Origin of the sequence: Foliimonas ilicis (genome assembly GCF_039939195.1) — a bacterium.
Classification (GTDB): domain Bacteria; phylum Pseudomonadota; class Alphaproteobacteria; order Rhizobiales; family Rhizobiaceae; genus Foliimonas; species Foliimonas ilicis.
Genome location: NZ_JBDUUH010000011.1, coordinates 132159 through 147618 on the forward strand (window position 1 = coordinate 132159; position 15460 = coordinate 147618).

At 59.5% G+C, this 15460-nt stretch carries 17 protein-coding genes; 5 read left to right on the forward strand and 12 right to left on the reverse strand.

Annotated features, from left to right (window positions below; all coding sequences use genetic code 11):
• Nucleotides 1-68 precede the first annotated feature (68 nt).
• The 3 genes from panC to ABFT80_RS21405 form a co-directional block, all read right to left on the reverse strand.
• The gene (panC, locus tag ABFT80_RS21395; RefSeq protein ID WP_347973980.1) at nucleotides 69-920 is read right to left on the reverse strand and encodes a pantoate--beta-alanine ligase; all 852 of its coding nucleotides are present in this window, start codon (nucleotides 918-920) and stop codon (nucleotides 69-71) included.
• The gene (gene panB, locus ABFT80_RS21400; protein WP_347973981.1) at nucleotides 917-1750 is read right to left on the reverse strand and encodes a 3-methyl-2-oxobutanoate hydroxymethyltransferase; all 834 of its coding nucleotides are present in this window, start codon (nucleotides 1748-1750) and stop codon (nucleotides 917-919) included. Before panB ends, panC begins: the two co-directional genes overlap by 4 nt.
• A gap of 88 nt (nucleotides 1751-1838) precedes the next feature.
• Nucleotides 1839-2435, reverse strand: a complete 597-nt coding sequence (locus ABFT80_RS21405; RefSeq protein ID WP_347973982.1) for a TetR/AcrR family transcriptional regulator — start codon at nucleotides 2433-2435, stop codon at nucleotides 1839-1841.
• Between the two features lie 116 nt (nucleotides 2436-2551).
• Between ABFT80_RS21405 and ABFT80_RS21410 the strand changes: the two genes are divergently transcribed.
• Both ABFT80_RS21410 and ABFT80_RS21415 read left to right on the forward strand, forming a co-directional pair.
• Nucleotides 2552-3766: an MFS transporter gene (locus ABFT80_RS21410; protein WP_347973983.1), complete on the forward strand. Its 1215-nt coding sequence runs from the start codon at nucleotides 2552-2554 to the stop codon at nucleotides 3764-3766.
• A 165-nt stretch (nucleotides 3767-3931) separates the two neighbouring features.
• Nucleotides 3932-4474 (forward strand): GNAT family N-acetyltransferase, encoded by a 543-nt coding sequence (locus ABFT80_RS21415; protein WP_347973984.1) that lies wholly within the window; start codon nucleotides 3932-3934, stop codon nucleotides 4472-4474.
• A 25-nt stretch (nucleotides 4475-4499) separates the two neighbouring features.
• Here ABFT80_RS21415 and ribB read toward each other — a convergent pair whose 3' ends face one another.
• Entirely contained in the window at nucleotides 4500-5597 is a 1098-nt protein-coding gene (gene ribB, locus ABFT80_RS21420) for a 3,4-dihydroxy-2-butanone-4-phosphate synthase (RefSeq protein ID WP_347973985.1), read from the reverse strand.
• Nucleotides 5598-5607: 10 nt separating this feature from the next.
• Nucleotides 5608-6708, reverse strand: coding sequence for a chorismate synthase (aroC, locus tag ABFT80_RS21425; protein ID WP_347973986.1), 1101 nt, complete (start codon nucleotides 6706-6708; stop codon nucleotides 5608-5610).
• Nucleotides 6709-6842: 134 nt separating this feature from the next.
• Between aroC and ABFT80_RS21430 the strand changes: the two genes are divergently transcribed.
• The gene (locus tag ABFT80_RS21430; protein WP_347973987.1) at nucleotides 6843-7142 is read left to right on the forward strand and encodes a helix-turn-helix domain-containing protein; all 300 of its coding nucleotides are present in this window, start codon (nucleotides 6843-6845) and stop codon (nucleotides 7140-7142) included.
• Between the two features lie 343 nt (nucleotides 7143-7485).
• Here the strand turns inward: ABFT80_RS21430 and ABFT80_RS21435 are convergent, their stop codons facing one another.
• Nucleotides 7486-7863: an RcnB family protein gene (locus ABFT80_RS21435; protein ID WP_347973988.1), complete on the reverse strand. Its 378-nt coding sequence runs from the start codon at nucleotides 7861-7863 to the stop codon at nucleotides 7486-7488.
• 297 nt (nucleotides 7864-8160) lie between these two features.
• Between ABFT80_RS21435 and ABFT80_RS21440 the strand changes: the two genes are divergently transcribed.
• The gene (locus ABFT80_RS21440; protein ID WP_347973989.1) at nucleotides 8161-8409 is read left to right on the forward strand and encodes a DUF1344 domain-containing protein; all 249 of its coding nucleotides are present in this window, start codon (nucleotides 8161-8163) and stop codon (nucleotides 8407-8409) included.
• Nucleotides 8410-8703: 294 nt separating this feature from the next.
• Here ABFT80_RS21440 and ABFT80_RS21445 read toward each other — a convergent pair whose 3' ends face one another.
• From ABFT80_RS21445 to ABFT80_RS21460, 4 genes are all read right to left on the reverse strand, one after another.
• On the reverse strand, nucleotides 8704-9303 hold the full coding sequence (locus ABFT80_RS21445; RefSeq protein WP_347973990.1) for a histidine phosphatase family protein: 600 nt from the start codon (nucleotides 9301-9303) through the stop codon (nucleotides 8704-8706).
• 2 nt (nucleotides 9304-9305) lie between these two features.
• Complete coding sequence (gene fabI / locus ABFT80_RS21450; protein ID WP_347973991.1) at nucleotides 9306-10124, reverse strand: enoyl-ACP reductase FabI; 819 nt, start codon at nucleotides 10122-10124, stop codon at nucleotides 9306-9308.
• Nucleotides 10125-10225: 101 nt separating this feature from the next.
• A complete protein-coding gene (locus ABFT80_RS21455; protein ID WP_347973992.1) occupies nucleotides 10226-11167 on the reverse strand; it encodes a DnaJ C-terminal domain-containing protein in 942 nt (313 codons plus the stop codon).
• Nucleotides 11168-11265: 98 nt separating this feature from the next.
• Nucleotides 11266-11709, reverse strand: a complete 444-nt coding sequence (locus tag ABFT80_RS21460) for an RT0821/Lpp0805 family surface protein (RefSeq protein WP_347973993.1) — start codon at nucleotides 11707-11709, stop codon at nucleotides 11266-11268.
• Nucleotides 11710-11749: 40 nt separating this feature from the next.
• On the opposite strand from ABFT80_RS21460, the gene pdxH reads away from it, so the two are divergent.
• Nucleotides 11750-12367, forward strand: a complete 618-nt coding sequence (gene pdxH, locus ABFT80_RS21465) for a pyridoxamine 5'-phosphate oxidase (RefSeq protein WP_347973994.1) — start codon at nucleotides 11750-11752, stop codon at nucleotides 12365-12367.
• A gap of 239 nt (nucleotides 12368-12606) precedes the next feature.
• Here the strand turns inward: pdxH and ABFT80_RS21470 are convergent, their stop codons facing one another.
• Both ABFT80_RS21470 and ABFT80_RS21475 read right to left on the reverse strand, forming a co-directional pair.
• Nucleotides 12607-13359: a crotonase/enoyl-CoA hydratase family protein gene (locus tag ABFT80_RS21470; RefSeq protein ID WP_347973995.1), complete on the reverse strand. Its 753-nt coding sequence runs from the start codon at nucleotides 13357-13359 to the stop codon at nucleotides 12607-12609.
• Between the two features lie 4 nt (nucleotides 13360-13363).
• Complete coding sequence (locus tag ABFT80_RS21475) at nucleotides 13364-15142, reverse strand: acyl-CoA dehydrogenase (RefSeq protein WP_347973996.1); 1779 nt, start codon at nucleotides 15140-15142, stop codon at nucleotides 13364-13366.
• Nucleotides 15143-15460 lie beyond the last annotated feature (318 nt).

A 15460-nucleotide genomic window follows, 5' to 3' on the forward strand; every position in this document is an offset into this window, starting at 1 on the left:
AGGCGCAGATGGCCTTTTTGGCCATGCCGCGAACCCCTGCGGTCAACAGTTTTGAGCGATGATGCGCTCTATTTGCCCGGAATCGGCAGATTATCGATCAGCCGCGTCTCGCCAAGCCATGCCGCGACAAGCAGGCGCGCGGGCTCAGTCACGGCATCGAGCGGCGAAAGATCACTTTCAGCGCGCAATTCGAGATATTCGACATTGTGAAAACCGGCGGCGACGATCTTGTCCTTTGCCGCCTCAAGCAAAGGCTCGGCCTTGCCGCCAGAGCCAAGCGCGCCTGCCAGAACTGCAAGTATCTCGGCAAGCCTTGGCGCGATTTCGCGCTCCTCTGGCAACAGACGCTGATTGCGCGACGACAGGGCCAGACCATCCGCCTCGCGAACGGTCGGGCATCCAACGACCTCAATGGGAATATCGAGATCGCGCGCGAGACGGCGCACGACATGGAGCTGCTGAAAATCCTTCTCTCCAAACATCGCGACATCGGCCCCGGTCTGCAAAAACAGCTTGGTGACGACGGTGGCAACGCCATCGAAATGGCCGGGACGGTTGCCGCCGCAAAGACCGGCGCTGACGCCGCTTACCGAAATGTTGGTCGCGAAACCCGCCGGATACACTTCGGAAGCATCCGGCGCATAGAGCATATGCGCGCCGAGAGGGCCGAGCTTTCGGGCATCATCTTCTTCGGTACGCGGATAGGCAGCGAGATCGGCGGCATTGTTGAACTGCTTGGGATTGACGAACAGCGTGACGATAACGCGGTCTGCGCGCTCGAATGCAGCTCGCACGAGGCTCAAATGCCCTTCATGCAGCGCGCCCATCGTCGGTACCACCGCGACCAGCAAACCCTGGGCGCGCCAGCCTGCTACCGCCGCGCGAAGTTCAGCCACAGTGCGAACGATAGGAACGCTCATGCACCACCTGTTTTTGCGGTATCGGCGAATACATGCTGGTCGGACGGGAAAGCGCGGATGCGGACTTCGTCGGCATAAGCCGCAATCGCGGCTTCGGCTTGCTCGCCAAGTTCGGCGTAGCGTTTCACGAATTTCGGCCGGAAATCGGTGAACATACCGAGCACATCGTCGATGACCAGAATCTGTCCGTCGCAGGCAGGCGAAGCGCCGATGCCGATTGTGGGAATCGAAATATTCTCGGTGATGGAGCGCGCCAGCGGCTCGGTAATTTTTTCCAGCACGACCGAGAATGCACCGGCATCAGCCACGGCGCGAGCATCGCGCTCGATACGGTCTGCGGCATCACCGCGACCCTGCACCTTGTAGCCGCCGAAAGTGTTCACCGCCTGCGGGGTCAGGCCGATATGCGCCATGACCGGTATTCCGCGCTGCGTTAGAAAATTGATCGTCGCCGCCATTGTCTCGCCGCCTTCGAGCTTGACCGCACCGCAGCCGGTCTCGCCCATCAGGCGGGCCGCATTGCGAAACGCCTGTTCGGGGCTTTCCTCATAAGAACCGAAAGGCATGTCCACGACGAGCAAAGCGCGCTCGACGCCGCGCTGCGCGGCCTTGCCATGCATGATCATCATGTCCAGCGTCACGCCGACCGTGGAGGGCAGCCCATGAAGAACCATGCCCACGCTGTCGCCCACAAGGATCAGGTCGCAGTGACGATCGACGAGTTTGGCAATCGGCGTGGTGTAGGCGGTGAGGCACACAAGCGGAACACCGCCTTTACGCGCAGCAATATCGGGCGGCGTCAAAGCCTTGACGTTTGTGGAAGCGCTCACGGTTCTCCCTCCCTGAATTTCCGAGGCGGAAGCCATGTCGCATAAATTTGTGCATATGCGAAGGATTTTATCGCAAATGCGAAGAAAATTAAGCCGGCTCTGGAAGCAACCCGGCGAGCATCAGATTGAAGGCAGCGACTGCTTTTTTTGACGTCGCGTATGGATCTTCCGCGTTGGCGATCCATTGTGCGGCGTGGATCGTCGCGCCATTGACCAGCCGCGCCACAGCCTCCGGGTCGACGTCCCGGATGATACCAGCTTCCACGAACTGGCGCAGACTAGTGGCCATAGCCGTAATGCAACTGTTCTGGTTCGGCCATTGATAGGGATCGCCCAGAATCGCTGGGCCATCGCGAAGAATGACGCGCTGTATTTCGGGCTCGAGCGCCATTTCCATATAGACCCTGCACTCGTCCACGAAACCTTGCCAGGAGTCCGCAGCGTTTTCGGAAATCAGTTTCAGGCGCTCGTTCATTTCGCTGTCGATTTCGGCAACGACAGCCTCGAACAAACCCTTCTTGTCGCCGAAATGGTGGTAAAGCGCACCACGCGTCAGCCCGGCGGCGGCGGTGAAATCATCCATCGATGCGTCCGCATAGCCGACCTTGCCGAAAGCCGCCCTGCCCGCGGCGATCAGTTTCGCGCGGGTTTCGGCAATCATTTCCTTGCGTGGTTTATGCGCCATCGAAAATCCTTTACATACGCAACGTATGTTAATTGACATACGCGTCGCATGCAATTATGAAAGACATACGCTACGTATGTAAGTGGTTTCCATCGGGAAATCCAGGAGTGCATGTCATGTCAAATCCCTATGCTGAAATCTTCAAGGTGCCCGGAGCGCGCCGCTTTTCCGCCGCCGGTTTCATCGCGCGCCTGCCGCTGTCGATGATTACGCTGGGCATCGTCACGATGCTGTCTCAGGCGCGCGGCGAATATTGGCTGGCGGGCGCGGTTTCCGCGACTTTCGCCTTTTCCAATGCCCTCATCGCGCCGCAAATCTCGCGGGTCGTAGATCGCTATGGCCAGAGGCGCGTCATCCTCCCGGCAAGCGCAATCAGCGTGATGGGTCTCATCGCCCTCATGCTCGCGACGCGTTATGAAGCGCCAGTCTGGACGCTGTTCCTGTTCGCGTTGCTTGGCGGCTTCATGCCCAGCATCGCTGCAATGGTCCGTGCGCGCTGGAGCGAGATTTACCGCAACACGCCCAAGCTCCACACGGCGTTCGCCTTCGAATCAGTCGTCGACGAAGTCATTTTCATGACCGGCCCGATCATCGCGATCGGCCTGAGCGTCGGACTGTTTCCGGAGGCCGGTCCGCTTGCAGCGACTGTACTTCTCGCCTTCGGCACGGTGCTTTTTGCCGCGCAAAGATCGACCGAACCGCCGATCCACTCACAGGAAGCCAGCGGCGGCTCTTCCGTTATCCGCCTTCCCGTCCTGCAGATCGTCGCACTGACGCTGGTCGCCGTCGGCGCGATCTTCGGCACTGCCGAAGTCACAGCCATCGCCTTTTCCGAAGAGCAGGGCTTCAAGGCAGCCGCCAGCATCGTTCTGGCAAGCTATGCCGCAGGCTCGCTGATCGTCGGGCTGATTTTCGGCACATTGAAGCTCAAAATGCCGCTGGCGATGCAGTTCCTGCTCGCCATCGCGCTGGCAACGCTCACCACCCTGCCCTTGCTGATCGTCAACGGCATTCCGGTGCTGGCAATCGTGCTGTTCTTCGCGGGTGCTGCAATATCGCCGACCATCATCATCTCGATGGGCCTGATCGAGCGCGGCGTGCCTCAGTCGAAGCTGACCGAGGGAATCACCTGGGTAATGACCGGCATCGGCATCGGCATGGCGGTGGGTTCGTCGGCATCCGGCTGGGTCATCGACGAGTTCGGTGCGCGCAATGGCTTCCTGGTGTCGATCGCCGCCGGTTTCCTGGCCTTGGTGATAGCCGCCGCAGGCTACCGTATACTGGCTGCGAAACGGGCAGGATCGCTGCACAGCGCCGTTCCTGCGGAATAAAGAAGTGCGGTTCGCCCTGCCGGAGATATCTTCGTGAACTATTCTTCGTATTTCAAAGACCGCAGAATGCCCGTTTTGGCGATTTATGACGGGACACTTGTAAGTGTATAAGCCGCCATTTACCACCGGCGAACTTTGCCAAGGGGATAGATGGAGCTTCGAAAAATGGCCGTTTTGCAGACGATGCATCTCACACTTACTCCTTGCTGCCCCAGCGACGGCGCTGACTTTATTGACCTTGAGCGTGATCCGGAGGTCATGCGCTTTCTGAACGGCGGATACGCCGTTGACCATGAGCGGGTCGACCCTACCAATGCGACGTTCCTCATGCCGAGGGGAACGGAGCCACACATTTGGACAGCGCGTCGTACAATCAGTGGCGCGTTCGTCGGGTGGTTCGGTTTATGGCCAGAGAGTGGGACGTTGGCCGAACTCGGATATCGCCTGCACCGTATGGAATGGGGTCAGGGGTTAGCCTCGGAAGGAGCCTGTGCCCTAGTCAACTGGGGGTTTCAAAACGCTGGGTACGACAAGATCGTGGCGACCACTATGGCGGTGAACTATGCATCGCGCCGTGTGATGGAAAAAATTGGTATGAGCTACGATCGCACTGTCCATATCGACTGGCCTAATCCGATTCCGGGCAGCGAGCATGGCGAAGTTTGGTATGAGTTGAAGCGCTCAGGAAGTATTTCACATTTAAGTTAGGGCTGGCGGTTCACACGGCTTTTACTCAGAGAATCTCGGTTTTCGAAATGCGGATGCCGAAGCCTTCGAGGCCGACATAGTGGCGCTCACGCGAGGCGATCAGATTGATTGACCCGATGCCGAGATCCTTCAATATCTGTGCGCCGAGGCCGATTTCGCGCCATTCGCTCTCGCGGCGCACCGCTTCTTCATGATGCTCGCCATCTGCCTGCGGACGGTTGCGGGCGGCATGGCCGACGCCGACCGAGCCCTGGCGCAGATAGACGATGACGCCGCGCTTGCGCTCGCCCATCGTCTTCATGATGTCGTCGAGCTTGTGGGCCGTGCCGAAAACATCGGTCACGACGTCTTCGGTGTGAAGCCGCACCGGCACATCTTCGCCATCGCGAATATCACCGAATACCACGGCCAGATGGTGCATGGTTTCCCAAGGCAGCGTGTAGGTGAAAGCCTTCGCATTGCCGCCCGGCGTCTCGATGTCGGATGTCTCGACACGCTGCACCAGCGTTTCCTTGCGCTGGCGATAGGCGATCAGATCGGCCACCGACACCTGCTTCAGCCCATGCTTTTCGGCAAAGCCCTGAACCTGCGGGCCGCGCATCACCGTGCCGTCATCATTGACGAGTTCGGAGATGACACCGACCAGCGGCAGGCCTGCCAGTTTGCAGAGATCGACGGCTGCTTCCGTATGGCCGGAACGCATCAGGACGCCGCCCTCGCGGGCGATCAGCGGGAAGATATGGCCGGGCCGCACGAAATCCGAGCCGCCAGCATTGCCATTGGCAAGATTGCGCACGGTCAAAGTGCGATCGTCGGCGGAAATGCCGGTCGTCGTGCCATGCTTGAAATCGACGCTGACGGTGAAGGCCGTCGTATGCGCCGAATCATTATCGGCAACCATCGGCGCGAGATTCAGGCGCTTGGCGTCCTCGCGGGTCATCGGCGTGCAGACGATGCCGGATGTGTTGCGCACGATGAAGGCCATCTTTTCGGCTGTGCAGTGAACCGCCGCGACGATCAGATCGCCTTCGTTCTCGCGCCCGTCATCATCCATCACGACGACGATTTCGCCGCGTTCGAATGCGCGGATCGCTTCGACGATTTTCTTCTGATCATATGCCATGCGATTGATCCTAGATGCGGCCGGTCTGGCCCCGATGACGCAGATAATGGTCGGCCACGGCGCAGGCAACCATCGCCTCGCCGATCGGCACGGCGCGGATGCCGACGCATGGGTCGTGCCTGCCCTTGGTCATGACATCGACGTCCTTGCCGTCCTTGTCGATCGATTTGCGCGGCGTGAGGATCGACGATGTCGGCTTCACCGCAAAACGCGCGATGATTTCCTGACCGGTCGAGATACCGCCCAGAATGCCGCCAGCATTGTTGGAGAGGAACACCGGATTGCCGTCATTGCCAATCCGCATCTCGTCGGCATTCTGCTCGCCGGTGATGCGTGCAGCCTCAAAGCCATTGCCGATTTCCACGCCCTTGACCGCGTTGATCGACATGAGGTTCGACGCGATCTCCTGATCGAGCTTCGCATAAATCGGTGCGCCCAGCCCTGCCGGAACGCCTTCCGCGACGATCTCGATGACCGCGCCGACCGAGGAGCCGGACTTGCGGATGCCATCGAGATATTGCGTGAAAACGGCAACGGATTCAGGGTCGGGCGTGAAGAACGGATTTTCCGCGTCATTCACGAAATTCCAGTTCCAGCGGCTGCGGTCGATCGACTTTTCGCCCATCGAAATCAGCGCGCCGCGCACCACCATGCCCGGCACCACCTTGCGGGCCAGAGCACCGGCCGCAACGCGTGCTGCCGTTTCGCGCGCCGAAGAACGCCCGCCGCCGCGATAATCGCGCAGGCCGTATTTTACGTCATAGGCGTAATCGGCATGGCCGGGGCGGTATTGCCGCGCGATCTCGCCGTAATCCTTGGAGCGCTGGTCGACATTCTCGATCATCATCGAAACCGGCGTACCGGTCGTCACCATCGTCTCGCCGTCCTCTTCCAGCACGAATCCGGACAGGATTTTCACCTCATCGGGTTCGCGGCGCTGGGTCACGAAACGCGACTGGCCGGGACGGCGCTTGTCGAGATCGGCTTGGATTTCGGCACGGGTGAAGCGGATGCCGGGCGGGCAACCATCGACAACGCAACCAAGGGCTGCACCGTGGCTTTCGCCCCAGGTCGTAACGCGGAAAAGATGCCCGAAAGTATTGTGTGACATGCGAAGATCGGTCCGTCCGGCCCCTGCCGGTCAGGGCGTTCTATTGGCGTTTGTTTCAGTGGTCAAATCGTTAGAAAACATTGACCCGGATGCGCCGCTCGGCAATCCTCATCATAGAGTATGGAGGGACAAGCATGATATCCGGATCGCAATGCCGCGCCGCGAGGGCGCTCATCGAATGGACCCGCGAAACGCTGGCGGCAAAATCCGGTGTCGACCCTGCCATAATCGAGCGTTTCGAGCGTAAGCTCGGCAAGCCGGAAGCAGAAATCGTCCAGGCATTGACGAGCGCACTCGAAGCAGGCGGCGCGGTGTTCATCGCCGAAAATGGCGGCGGCGCGGGCGTCAGGCTCAAATTCAACCGCTCGGAAACGAAGCGGCTCGCCACGCTGGAAAACGAAGGCGGCATCTCGGCCCTCGACGACGTTCAGTAATCATTCGCCCAAACAGAAGAGCTTTTCATTTCAGATAGAGACGCTGGCGGGACAGCGCCCCCCTCTGCCCTGCCGGGCATCTCCCCCACAGGTGGGGAGATTACTCCGTCATCAACGCGCGGCACCAATTGCTGACGTTGCAGAATGAAGGCGGAGAGTGGTGTCGGCCAATCTCCCCACCTGTGGGGGTGAGGAATGGTCCGCGGAGCGGACGAAAAGCCAACGATTTGGCTTTTCGAATGACGAACGCCCGGAGCCATAGCGAAGGGCAGGGTCCGGCAGGACAGAGGGGGGCGCCTCGCGATTCCATCAAAACAGGAACCGCTATAGTTTGAGCGGTAATTTACCGGCTGGCTGCCAGACCGGCAATGATGCCGGAAGCAAGGCCGATCAGCAGATACTGGTTATCCACCTTCACCCATTGCTGGCCGCGACCGGGCTTGCGCAGGCCGTGGCGATGATAATCGCGAACGACGTTCTTGCGCTGCCATGAAGGCACCTGTCCGCCGCGCTTCCAGTGATCACGGCGGGTTTCGTGGCGGCGAACGTCTCGCTTCTGTTCGAAACGCTTCGTGTCCTTGCGCTCGACGTGACGCTGGTTGCCGCTCTTGCGGCTGTTGTCCTGATATTCGCGCTGCGGCACGTAGCGGGACTGGGCTTCAGCGGCAATCGGGGCCGCGATCATGGTGACGGCGAGGGCTGCTAGAAAAATGCGTTTCATGAATTCATTCCTTGTTCAACACCTGAACCCTAGCCCGGGCTGCATGAACGGAAACTGAATGGTAGAATTACGTTTCTGTAATGTTTACAATAATTTATCAGGACCAGAAAAGGCGCTGCATACAGCGTAAGGGTTGTGATCATATGCAGCCACGGTTTGACCGGTCGAAACAATCCTTGAACGGTCGCGCTTTTCTTTTGACATATTTCGGCTGTTTCTGCTTCCTTCCAAGCCACAGAAGAATTCTTGATCCTGCCTCCGACGAGAGGCGGACAAATGACGGGACCGAGGACGATCATGCGTAAGCTTATTTGTACCGCCGCCACCCTTCTCGCGCTTTCAGGCGCAGCATTTGCTGCGGAGGCGGAAGGCCAGATCAAATCCATCGATGCAGATCGCCAGACGATCACGCTTGATGACGGCAAATCCTACAAGCTGCCGGGCGAATTCGACGTGACGTCGCTCAGCAACGGCATGGAAATCCTGCTTGCCTATGATGAAGTCGGTGGCGAGAACCTGATCACGGATATGCAGCTTCCGGAGTAAGTTTCTGGAAGCGATTACCTAGCCTTTCATTTTTTAAATGGAAACGCTGGCGGGACAGTACCCCCTCTGTCCTGCCGGACATCTCCCCCTCAAGGGGTGAGATTACTCCGTCACGCACGCGCAGCACCAATTTTTTGACGTCGCAGAATGAAGGCGGAGAGTTATGTCAGCCAATCTCCCCCCTTGAGGGGGAGATGCCCGGCAGGGCAGAGGGGGGGGTGATGTCCCGCCAGCGTTTCAATCTAAAAAATGAAGATTTTTAGCTAGGGCCGAGGCTAATTTTCGAGGTCGTTCTTACAGCCAGACGGCCTTGCGATCCCGGAACACCAGAATACGATCCTGCGGGATCGATAGGGCGCCGACATCGTTTTCCGGCATGTCGGTTGCCAGACGGATGATCGAACGCATCACGCCGCCATGCGAGACGCATACGGTCGGGCGGTCGAGTTCTTCGAACCATGTCCGCACACGTTCAGTCAGCGTCGCGTAGCTCTGGGCGCCTTCGCCCGGCGGCACGAAATTCCACTTATCCTTGGCGCGCACCGCACTTGCGCCCGGCTCACGCAGATCGAGTTCTTCGAATGTGTAGCCCTGCCACTCGCCGAAATTGATCTCAACCAGCCTCGGATCGGTGCGGTATCCGTCACGCGGCAGGCCCATGTTTTCGCGCACGCGCTCCATGGTTTCGCGCGTACGCTTCATCGGGCTCGATACGAAATCAAACCCCAACGCGTCCCCGATCAGGCCCTTGAGCTTCACGCCATTGGCGCTCGCCTGCGCACGGCCGAACGCGTTCAAATCCGTATCGGCCTGACCCTGGAGGCGGTTTTCCGCGTTCCAGTCAGTCTGGCCGTGACGGATAAAATAAACCTGCGACGCTAAATCAAACGCCACGATCAGTCCTTGACCGTCGAGATGTCGGGAGCGTCCACGGCCTTCATGCCGACGACGTGATAGCCTGCATCGACATGGTGGATTTCGCCGGTAACGCCGCGCGAAAGATCGGACAGGAAGTAGAGGCCGGAATCACCGACTTCTTCCGGCGTCACAGTGCGCTTCAGCGGCGAATTGTATTCGTTCCACTTGAGAATATAGCGGAAATCGCCAATGCCGGACGCTGCAAGCGTCTTGATCGGGCCAGCCGAGATCGCGTTGACGCGGATGCCGCGTGCGCCGAGATCGACGGCGAGATAGCGGACGCTGGCTTCAAGTGCAGCCTTGGCAACACCCATGACGTTGTAATGCGGCATGACTTTTTCCGCGCCGTAATAGGTCAGCGTCAGAAGCGAGCCGCCATCATTGAGAAGCGGCTCGGCGCGCTTGGCGATGTTGGTGAAGGAAAACACGGAAATATCCATCGTACGCAGGAAGTTGGCGTGCGAGGTTTCGATGTAGCGCCCGTCCAGCTCTTCCTTGTCGGAAAACGCGATGGCGTGAACGACGAAGTCGATCTTGCCCCACTTCTTCGCGACATGGTCGAAAACGGCATCGAGGCTTGCCGGGTCGGTCACATCGCAATGGCCAGCAATGTCTGCGCCCAGTTCGGTTGCCAAAGGCTCGACGCGCTTGCGGAAAGCTTCACCCTGATAGGTCAGCGCGATCTCCGCGCCCTGATCGGCACACGCCTTGGCAATGCCCCAGGCAATCGACCTGTTGTTGGCAACACCGAGGATAAGGCCTCGCTTGCCGGCCATAAGGCCCTGTCCTGTCGCCATAGAAACTCTCCCACGAATGGTACAATCGGTTGAAAGCCCTATTGCACAGGCGCACCCTGCCTTCAAGCTTTGATGGCTGAAAGGCTGTTAAGAGGGGTGCGTCAGGCGTCGCGCGCCTTGACCATCAGTGCTTCAAGTTCGGGGTCGCGCTGCTCAGGCAGCATAAGGCGCACATGCACATAGACATCGCCATGCCCGCCTGCCTTTTCCGGCAGGCCACGGCCTTTGAGCCGCAAAACCTTGTCCGAGCTCGACCATGCAGGCACGGCAACCGCAACACGGCCCGCAGGCGTTTCGACCGCAACCTTTTCGCCCAGAACCGCATCGTGAAGCTGGACCGGCAGATCGACATGCAGGTCGCGCCCTTCCACGCGGTAGCGCGGATGCTTCCGGAACCTGATCTTGACCAGCGCGTCGCCCGCACCGCCAATGCCCGGCTCGCCCTGGCCTTTCAGCCTGATCGTCTGGCCATCCTCGACAAAGGCAGGCAGCTTGACGGCGATCTTGCGCCCGCCCGGAAAGATCGCGTTGACCTTGGCAGCGGTCGCGGCTTCCTCGACGGTGATGTCGAGCGTGGCGTTCAAATCCTCGCCCTTGGGCGCGCCGCGCTGCGCGCCGGCACCCCTGCCGCCACGCGCCTGCTGCGAAAACGCATCGCCGAAGATCTGGCTGAAAATATCGCTGTTCTGGTCGCCGAACGGGCTTCCGCCGCCGGGGCCGGAGCGAAATTCGAAATGTGAGGCACCGGGGCCGCCGCGCTGCTGGCGAAAGCCTGCGAACGGGTCGCCACCCGCGGCATTTTCGAAACCGGGAAAGCGCGGCTTGCCTTCGGCGTCTATCTCGCCGCGGTCGAACGCCGTCCTCGACTTTTCATCACCGAGAATTTCGTAAGCCTGATTGGCCGCAGAAAAGCGATCCTTCGCGTTTGGATCGTCGGGATTCTGGTCCGGGTGGTATTTCTTTGCGAGCTTCCGGAAAGCCGATTTGATTTCTTTGGCCGAAGCGGTTTTCGCAACGCCCAGCACTTCATAGGGATCGCGCATGCTGTCTGCCTGTCGAAAAAGCGGGATTTCGTTGATCGTTGAGCACTATATGCGCCCGACTAGGAAGAAATTCCAGTGCGAAACCGGGTTTCAGGCCATTACAATGGTTGGAAAGCCATCATTCGCCAAGCACCCTGCCCGGCCAGACACGCCTCGCCCTTGTAGAGATTGATGCCGTCAAAACTCTCGCGTGACGTGGTGAAACGGCGGCAAACAGTGCCCTGTTCCTTGTGCTCGACAAGCTCGGTTATCGTGCCGCGCGAGCCGGTGTTCGTGTTGGCCCATGGCAGCGCGCCGGACATGCCCTCGACATCGACCGAGGAGACGGCGTTGCGAATCGTCATCTCGTCGGAGAAACGCTCGGTATCGGTGGGGGTCTGCGATTCGGTCTTGATATCACCGGTGAGGATCGAGCGATCGACTTCTGCTTTTTGCAGGCTGAAACCACCCACACCGCAGGCGCACAAAGGCATTGCCAGCAGGATCAGTAAGGCGGCGTTCGCAAAATGACGCCTCTGAAGCGCTTGCGCATTGCGCGACAATCGGCAATCTCCCGGGAAGAAACTCTAAAGCGTGGATACTATGGCCGGGATAGCGTTAACAAGCAGTGACTTCACGCAACGCGAAGAACCTTTCGGCCTGTTTGCCGAATGGCTTGCGGATGCGACCAAAAGCGAGGTGAACGATCCAAACGGCGTGGCGCTCGCCACCGTCGATACGGACGGCCTGCCGGACGTGCGCATGGTGCTGCTCAAGGGTTTCGATGAGCGCGGCTTCGTCTTCTACACGAATTTCGAAAGCGCCAAGGGCCGCGAAATACTCTCGACCATGAAGGCGGCCATGTGCTTCCACTGGAAGTCGCTGCGGCGGCAGGTGCGACTGCGTGGCGCAGTCGAGATCGTCACCGACGAGGAAGCGGACGATTATTACAAGACGCGCCCGCGCGGCAGCCGCATCGGCGCATGGGCCTCAAAGCAATCGCGCCCACTGGAAAGCCGCTTCGCGCTGGAAAAGGCAGTTGCCGAATACACCGCGCGTTATGCCATCGGTGAAATCCCCCGCCCTGCACACTGGTCCGGGTTCCGCATCGTACCGCAGGAAATCGAATTCTGGCACGACCGCCCATTTCGGCTTCATGACCGTGTCGTCTTCACCAGAAACGCCAACGAAAGCTGGGAAAAGGCGCGGCTTTATCCCTGAAGCCATTCGTTCTTAAGTTGAAACGCTGGCGGGACAGCGCCCCCCTCTGTCCTGCCGGACATCTCCCCCACAGGTGGGGAGATTACTCCATCATGAGCGCACGGCACCAACCACTATCGTTGCAAAATGAAGGCGGAGAGAGTTGTGTCAGCCAATCTCCCCACCCGTGGGGGAGATGTCCGGCAGGACAGAGGGGGGCGCCTCGCGATTTTCCGTCAAACAGGAAGCGTTCTAGACTTTCACGACTTTTTGCGTGTCATGAAGGCGGTCAAGGCGGCGCGGGCCTCTTCCGAGGTCAAGCGTTCGCGGAAATGTTCGCCTTCCAGTTCGATCCGCTTGACGAGTTCCTCGCGCGGTCCGCGGATCAGATCGCGTGCGATCTTCAACGCTTGCGGCGGCTTGGCAGCAATCATTTCGGCAGCGCCGAGAACAGCGGCTTCAAGCGCATCTTCCGCCACGACATCATAGATCATACCGCAATCGCGTGCCTTTTCCGCGGTCAGCCCTTCGCCTAGCCCCAGCATCGCGAAGGCACGCTGGTTGCCGATCAAATTGGGAAGGAGCAGGCTGGACCCCGCTTCAGGCACAAGACCCAGATCGACGAACGGCGTCTTGAAGACGGTACGCGGCGTCGCGAAAGTCATGTCGCAATGCAGGTGAAGCGTCGTGCCAATGCCCACCGCAATGCCGTCAACGCCCGAAACCATGGGCTTTTGCGCATTGGCAAGCGCCCGCAGGAAATCCCATACCTCATTTCCGCCCTCACCGCCGATGGCGATGGCCATGAAGTCGGCCAGATCGTTGCCCGCGGAAAATGCGCCCGGCACGCCCAGAAAAACATGCGCCCGGATTTCAGGATCGGCATCCCCGGAAACGAGTGCGCCAGCGATCGTGGAGTACATGGCGCGCGTGATCGCGTTCTTCTTGTCCGGCCTGTTGAGCCGAATGATCTGAACGGCACCGCGGCGCTCGATAAGAATGTGTTCGCTCATCGGATCACCCGTTCAATAATGTTGCAGCGGCAGCGTTCAGGCTCTGCGAGCCGCCGATGACGCGTTCTTTCAGAGCGCGCGTCTCGCCGACGATGTTTTCGGCAAAGAAACGGCACAGCGCTATGCGGCTTTCGCCTGCATCGGCCACCGCACCCTTGGCCAGATACGCTCCGCCAGCAGCCAGTGCGAACAGCCGCAGATAAGGCGTTGCGCCGGCAAGCGCCCTATCGCTTTCGCCGTCGCCGAGCGCTTTTTGCAGGAATGCCGTCGCCTCCGTGAAATCGTCGAGCGCGCTTTCGAGATTGCGCGCCGTGAGACCGAAGCCTTCACGGTTCGAGGTGCGGATGCTTTCTACGATGTCAGCCAGTTCGCCTATATAGCCAAGGACATGCTCGCCGCCGGATTGCGGCAGCTTGCGAGCGACCAGGTCGATCGCCTGAATGCCGTTCGTGCCTTCATAGATCGGCGCGATGCGCGCATCGCGGTAAAGCTGGGCGATGCCGGTTTCCTCGATGAAGCCCATGCCGCCATGAATTTGCAAACCAAGCGAGGCAACATCGACGCCGACATCGGTCGGGAACGCCTTGGCGACCGGCGTCAAAAGATTGGCACGCTCCTGCCAGTGTTTTGCCTCGTCGCCTTCGGTGGCCTTGGCCATGTCCGTGGCGTGGGCGCAGGAATAGGTGATGGCACGCGCAGCCTGCGTCAGCGTCTTCATGGTCAGAAGATTGCGCTGCACATCCGGGTGATGGACGATCGCGGCCATGCCGTCGCCCTTGTTGCCGGACGCCTTGCCCTGCTTCCTGTCCTGCGCGTAGGCAAGCGCCTTCTGATAGGCGCTTTCTGCCACGCCGACGCCCTGCATGCCGACAGCCAGACGCGCATTGTTCATCATGGTGAACATGCAGGCGAGGCCCTTGTTTTCCTCACCGACCAGCCAGCCAATCGCGCCCGGTTCGCCATCTTTCGCGAAGCCATCGCCATAGATCATGGTGCAGGTGGGCGAACCGTGAATACCGAGCTTGTGCTCCAGGCTTGCGCAGAACACATCGTTGCGGCGTCCGAGCGACCCGTCTTCGTTGACCAGGAATTTCGGAACCAGAAACAGCGAGATACCGCGCGTTCCAGCGGGTGCATCAGGCAGACGCGCCAACACCAGATGAACGATATTGTCGGTGAAATCCTGCTCGCCATAGGTGATGAAAATCTTCTGCCCGAAGATGCGGTAGGTGCCGTCATCGGCGCGCTCGGCGCGGCTGCGCAAAGCTGCAAGATCGGAACCAGCCTGCGGCTCGGTCAGGTTCATCGTGCCCATCCATTCGCCCGATACGAGCTTTTCCAGATAGGTTTTTTTCAATTCATCGGTGGCGTGCTTTTCGATTGCATCGACGGCGCCGATCGTCAGCGTCGGCCCCAGTGCAAAGGCCATCGAGGCGGAATTCCACATTTCGAGCGCCGCGACGCCCAGCATTGCCGGAAGCGCCTGTCCGCCAAACTCCTCCGGCCCCTGCAGCGCATTCCAGCCGCCGCCGATCCAGCGATGATACAAATCCTTCCAGCCGGGCGGCATGGTGACTACGCCATCCTTCAGGACCGCGCCATGCTCGTCGCCTGCCTTGTTGAGCGGCGCGATCTCGTCGCTGGCAAAACGCCCGGCTTCTTCGAGGATGGCATCTGCCAGATCTTCCGTGAGTTCGCCGAACTTTCCCGCCTCGATGGCAGCCTTGAGGCCAGCCACTTCCTTCAACGTGAATGCAATCTCTTGGACGGGTGCGCGGTACATTTCGGATAACCTCCCAGAACTCGAAAATTAGAGCATCGGACCGAAAAGTGGTCACCGGTTTTCGGATTATTCCGATGCTCACTCAAAGTGCTAGATCGTCCTTTGTGCGTCCAATAGGACGCACGGCGATCTAGCGGACGACACTAATCGCCTTTATCGCGTCGTGAATAGCTACTTTTTACGTAAACGTCAAAAATTGATTGGATTGGACAGGCTACAAACAAATGAAGCCTGAGGCGGAGGGCACATTGCCGACCATACCCGCTTCCGATCCGTTCGAATTCAAATAGGCTTTTTCGAAACGCAGCAGATGTGAGG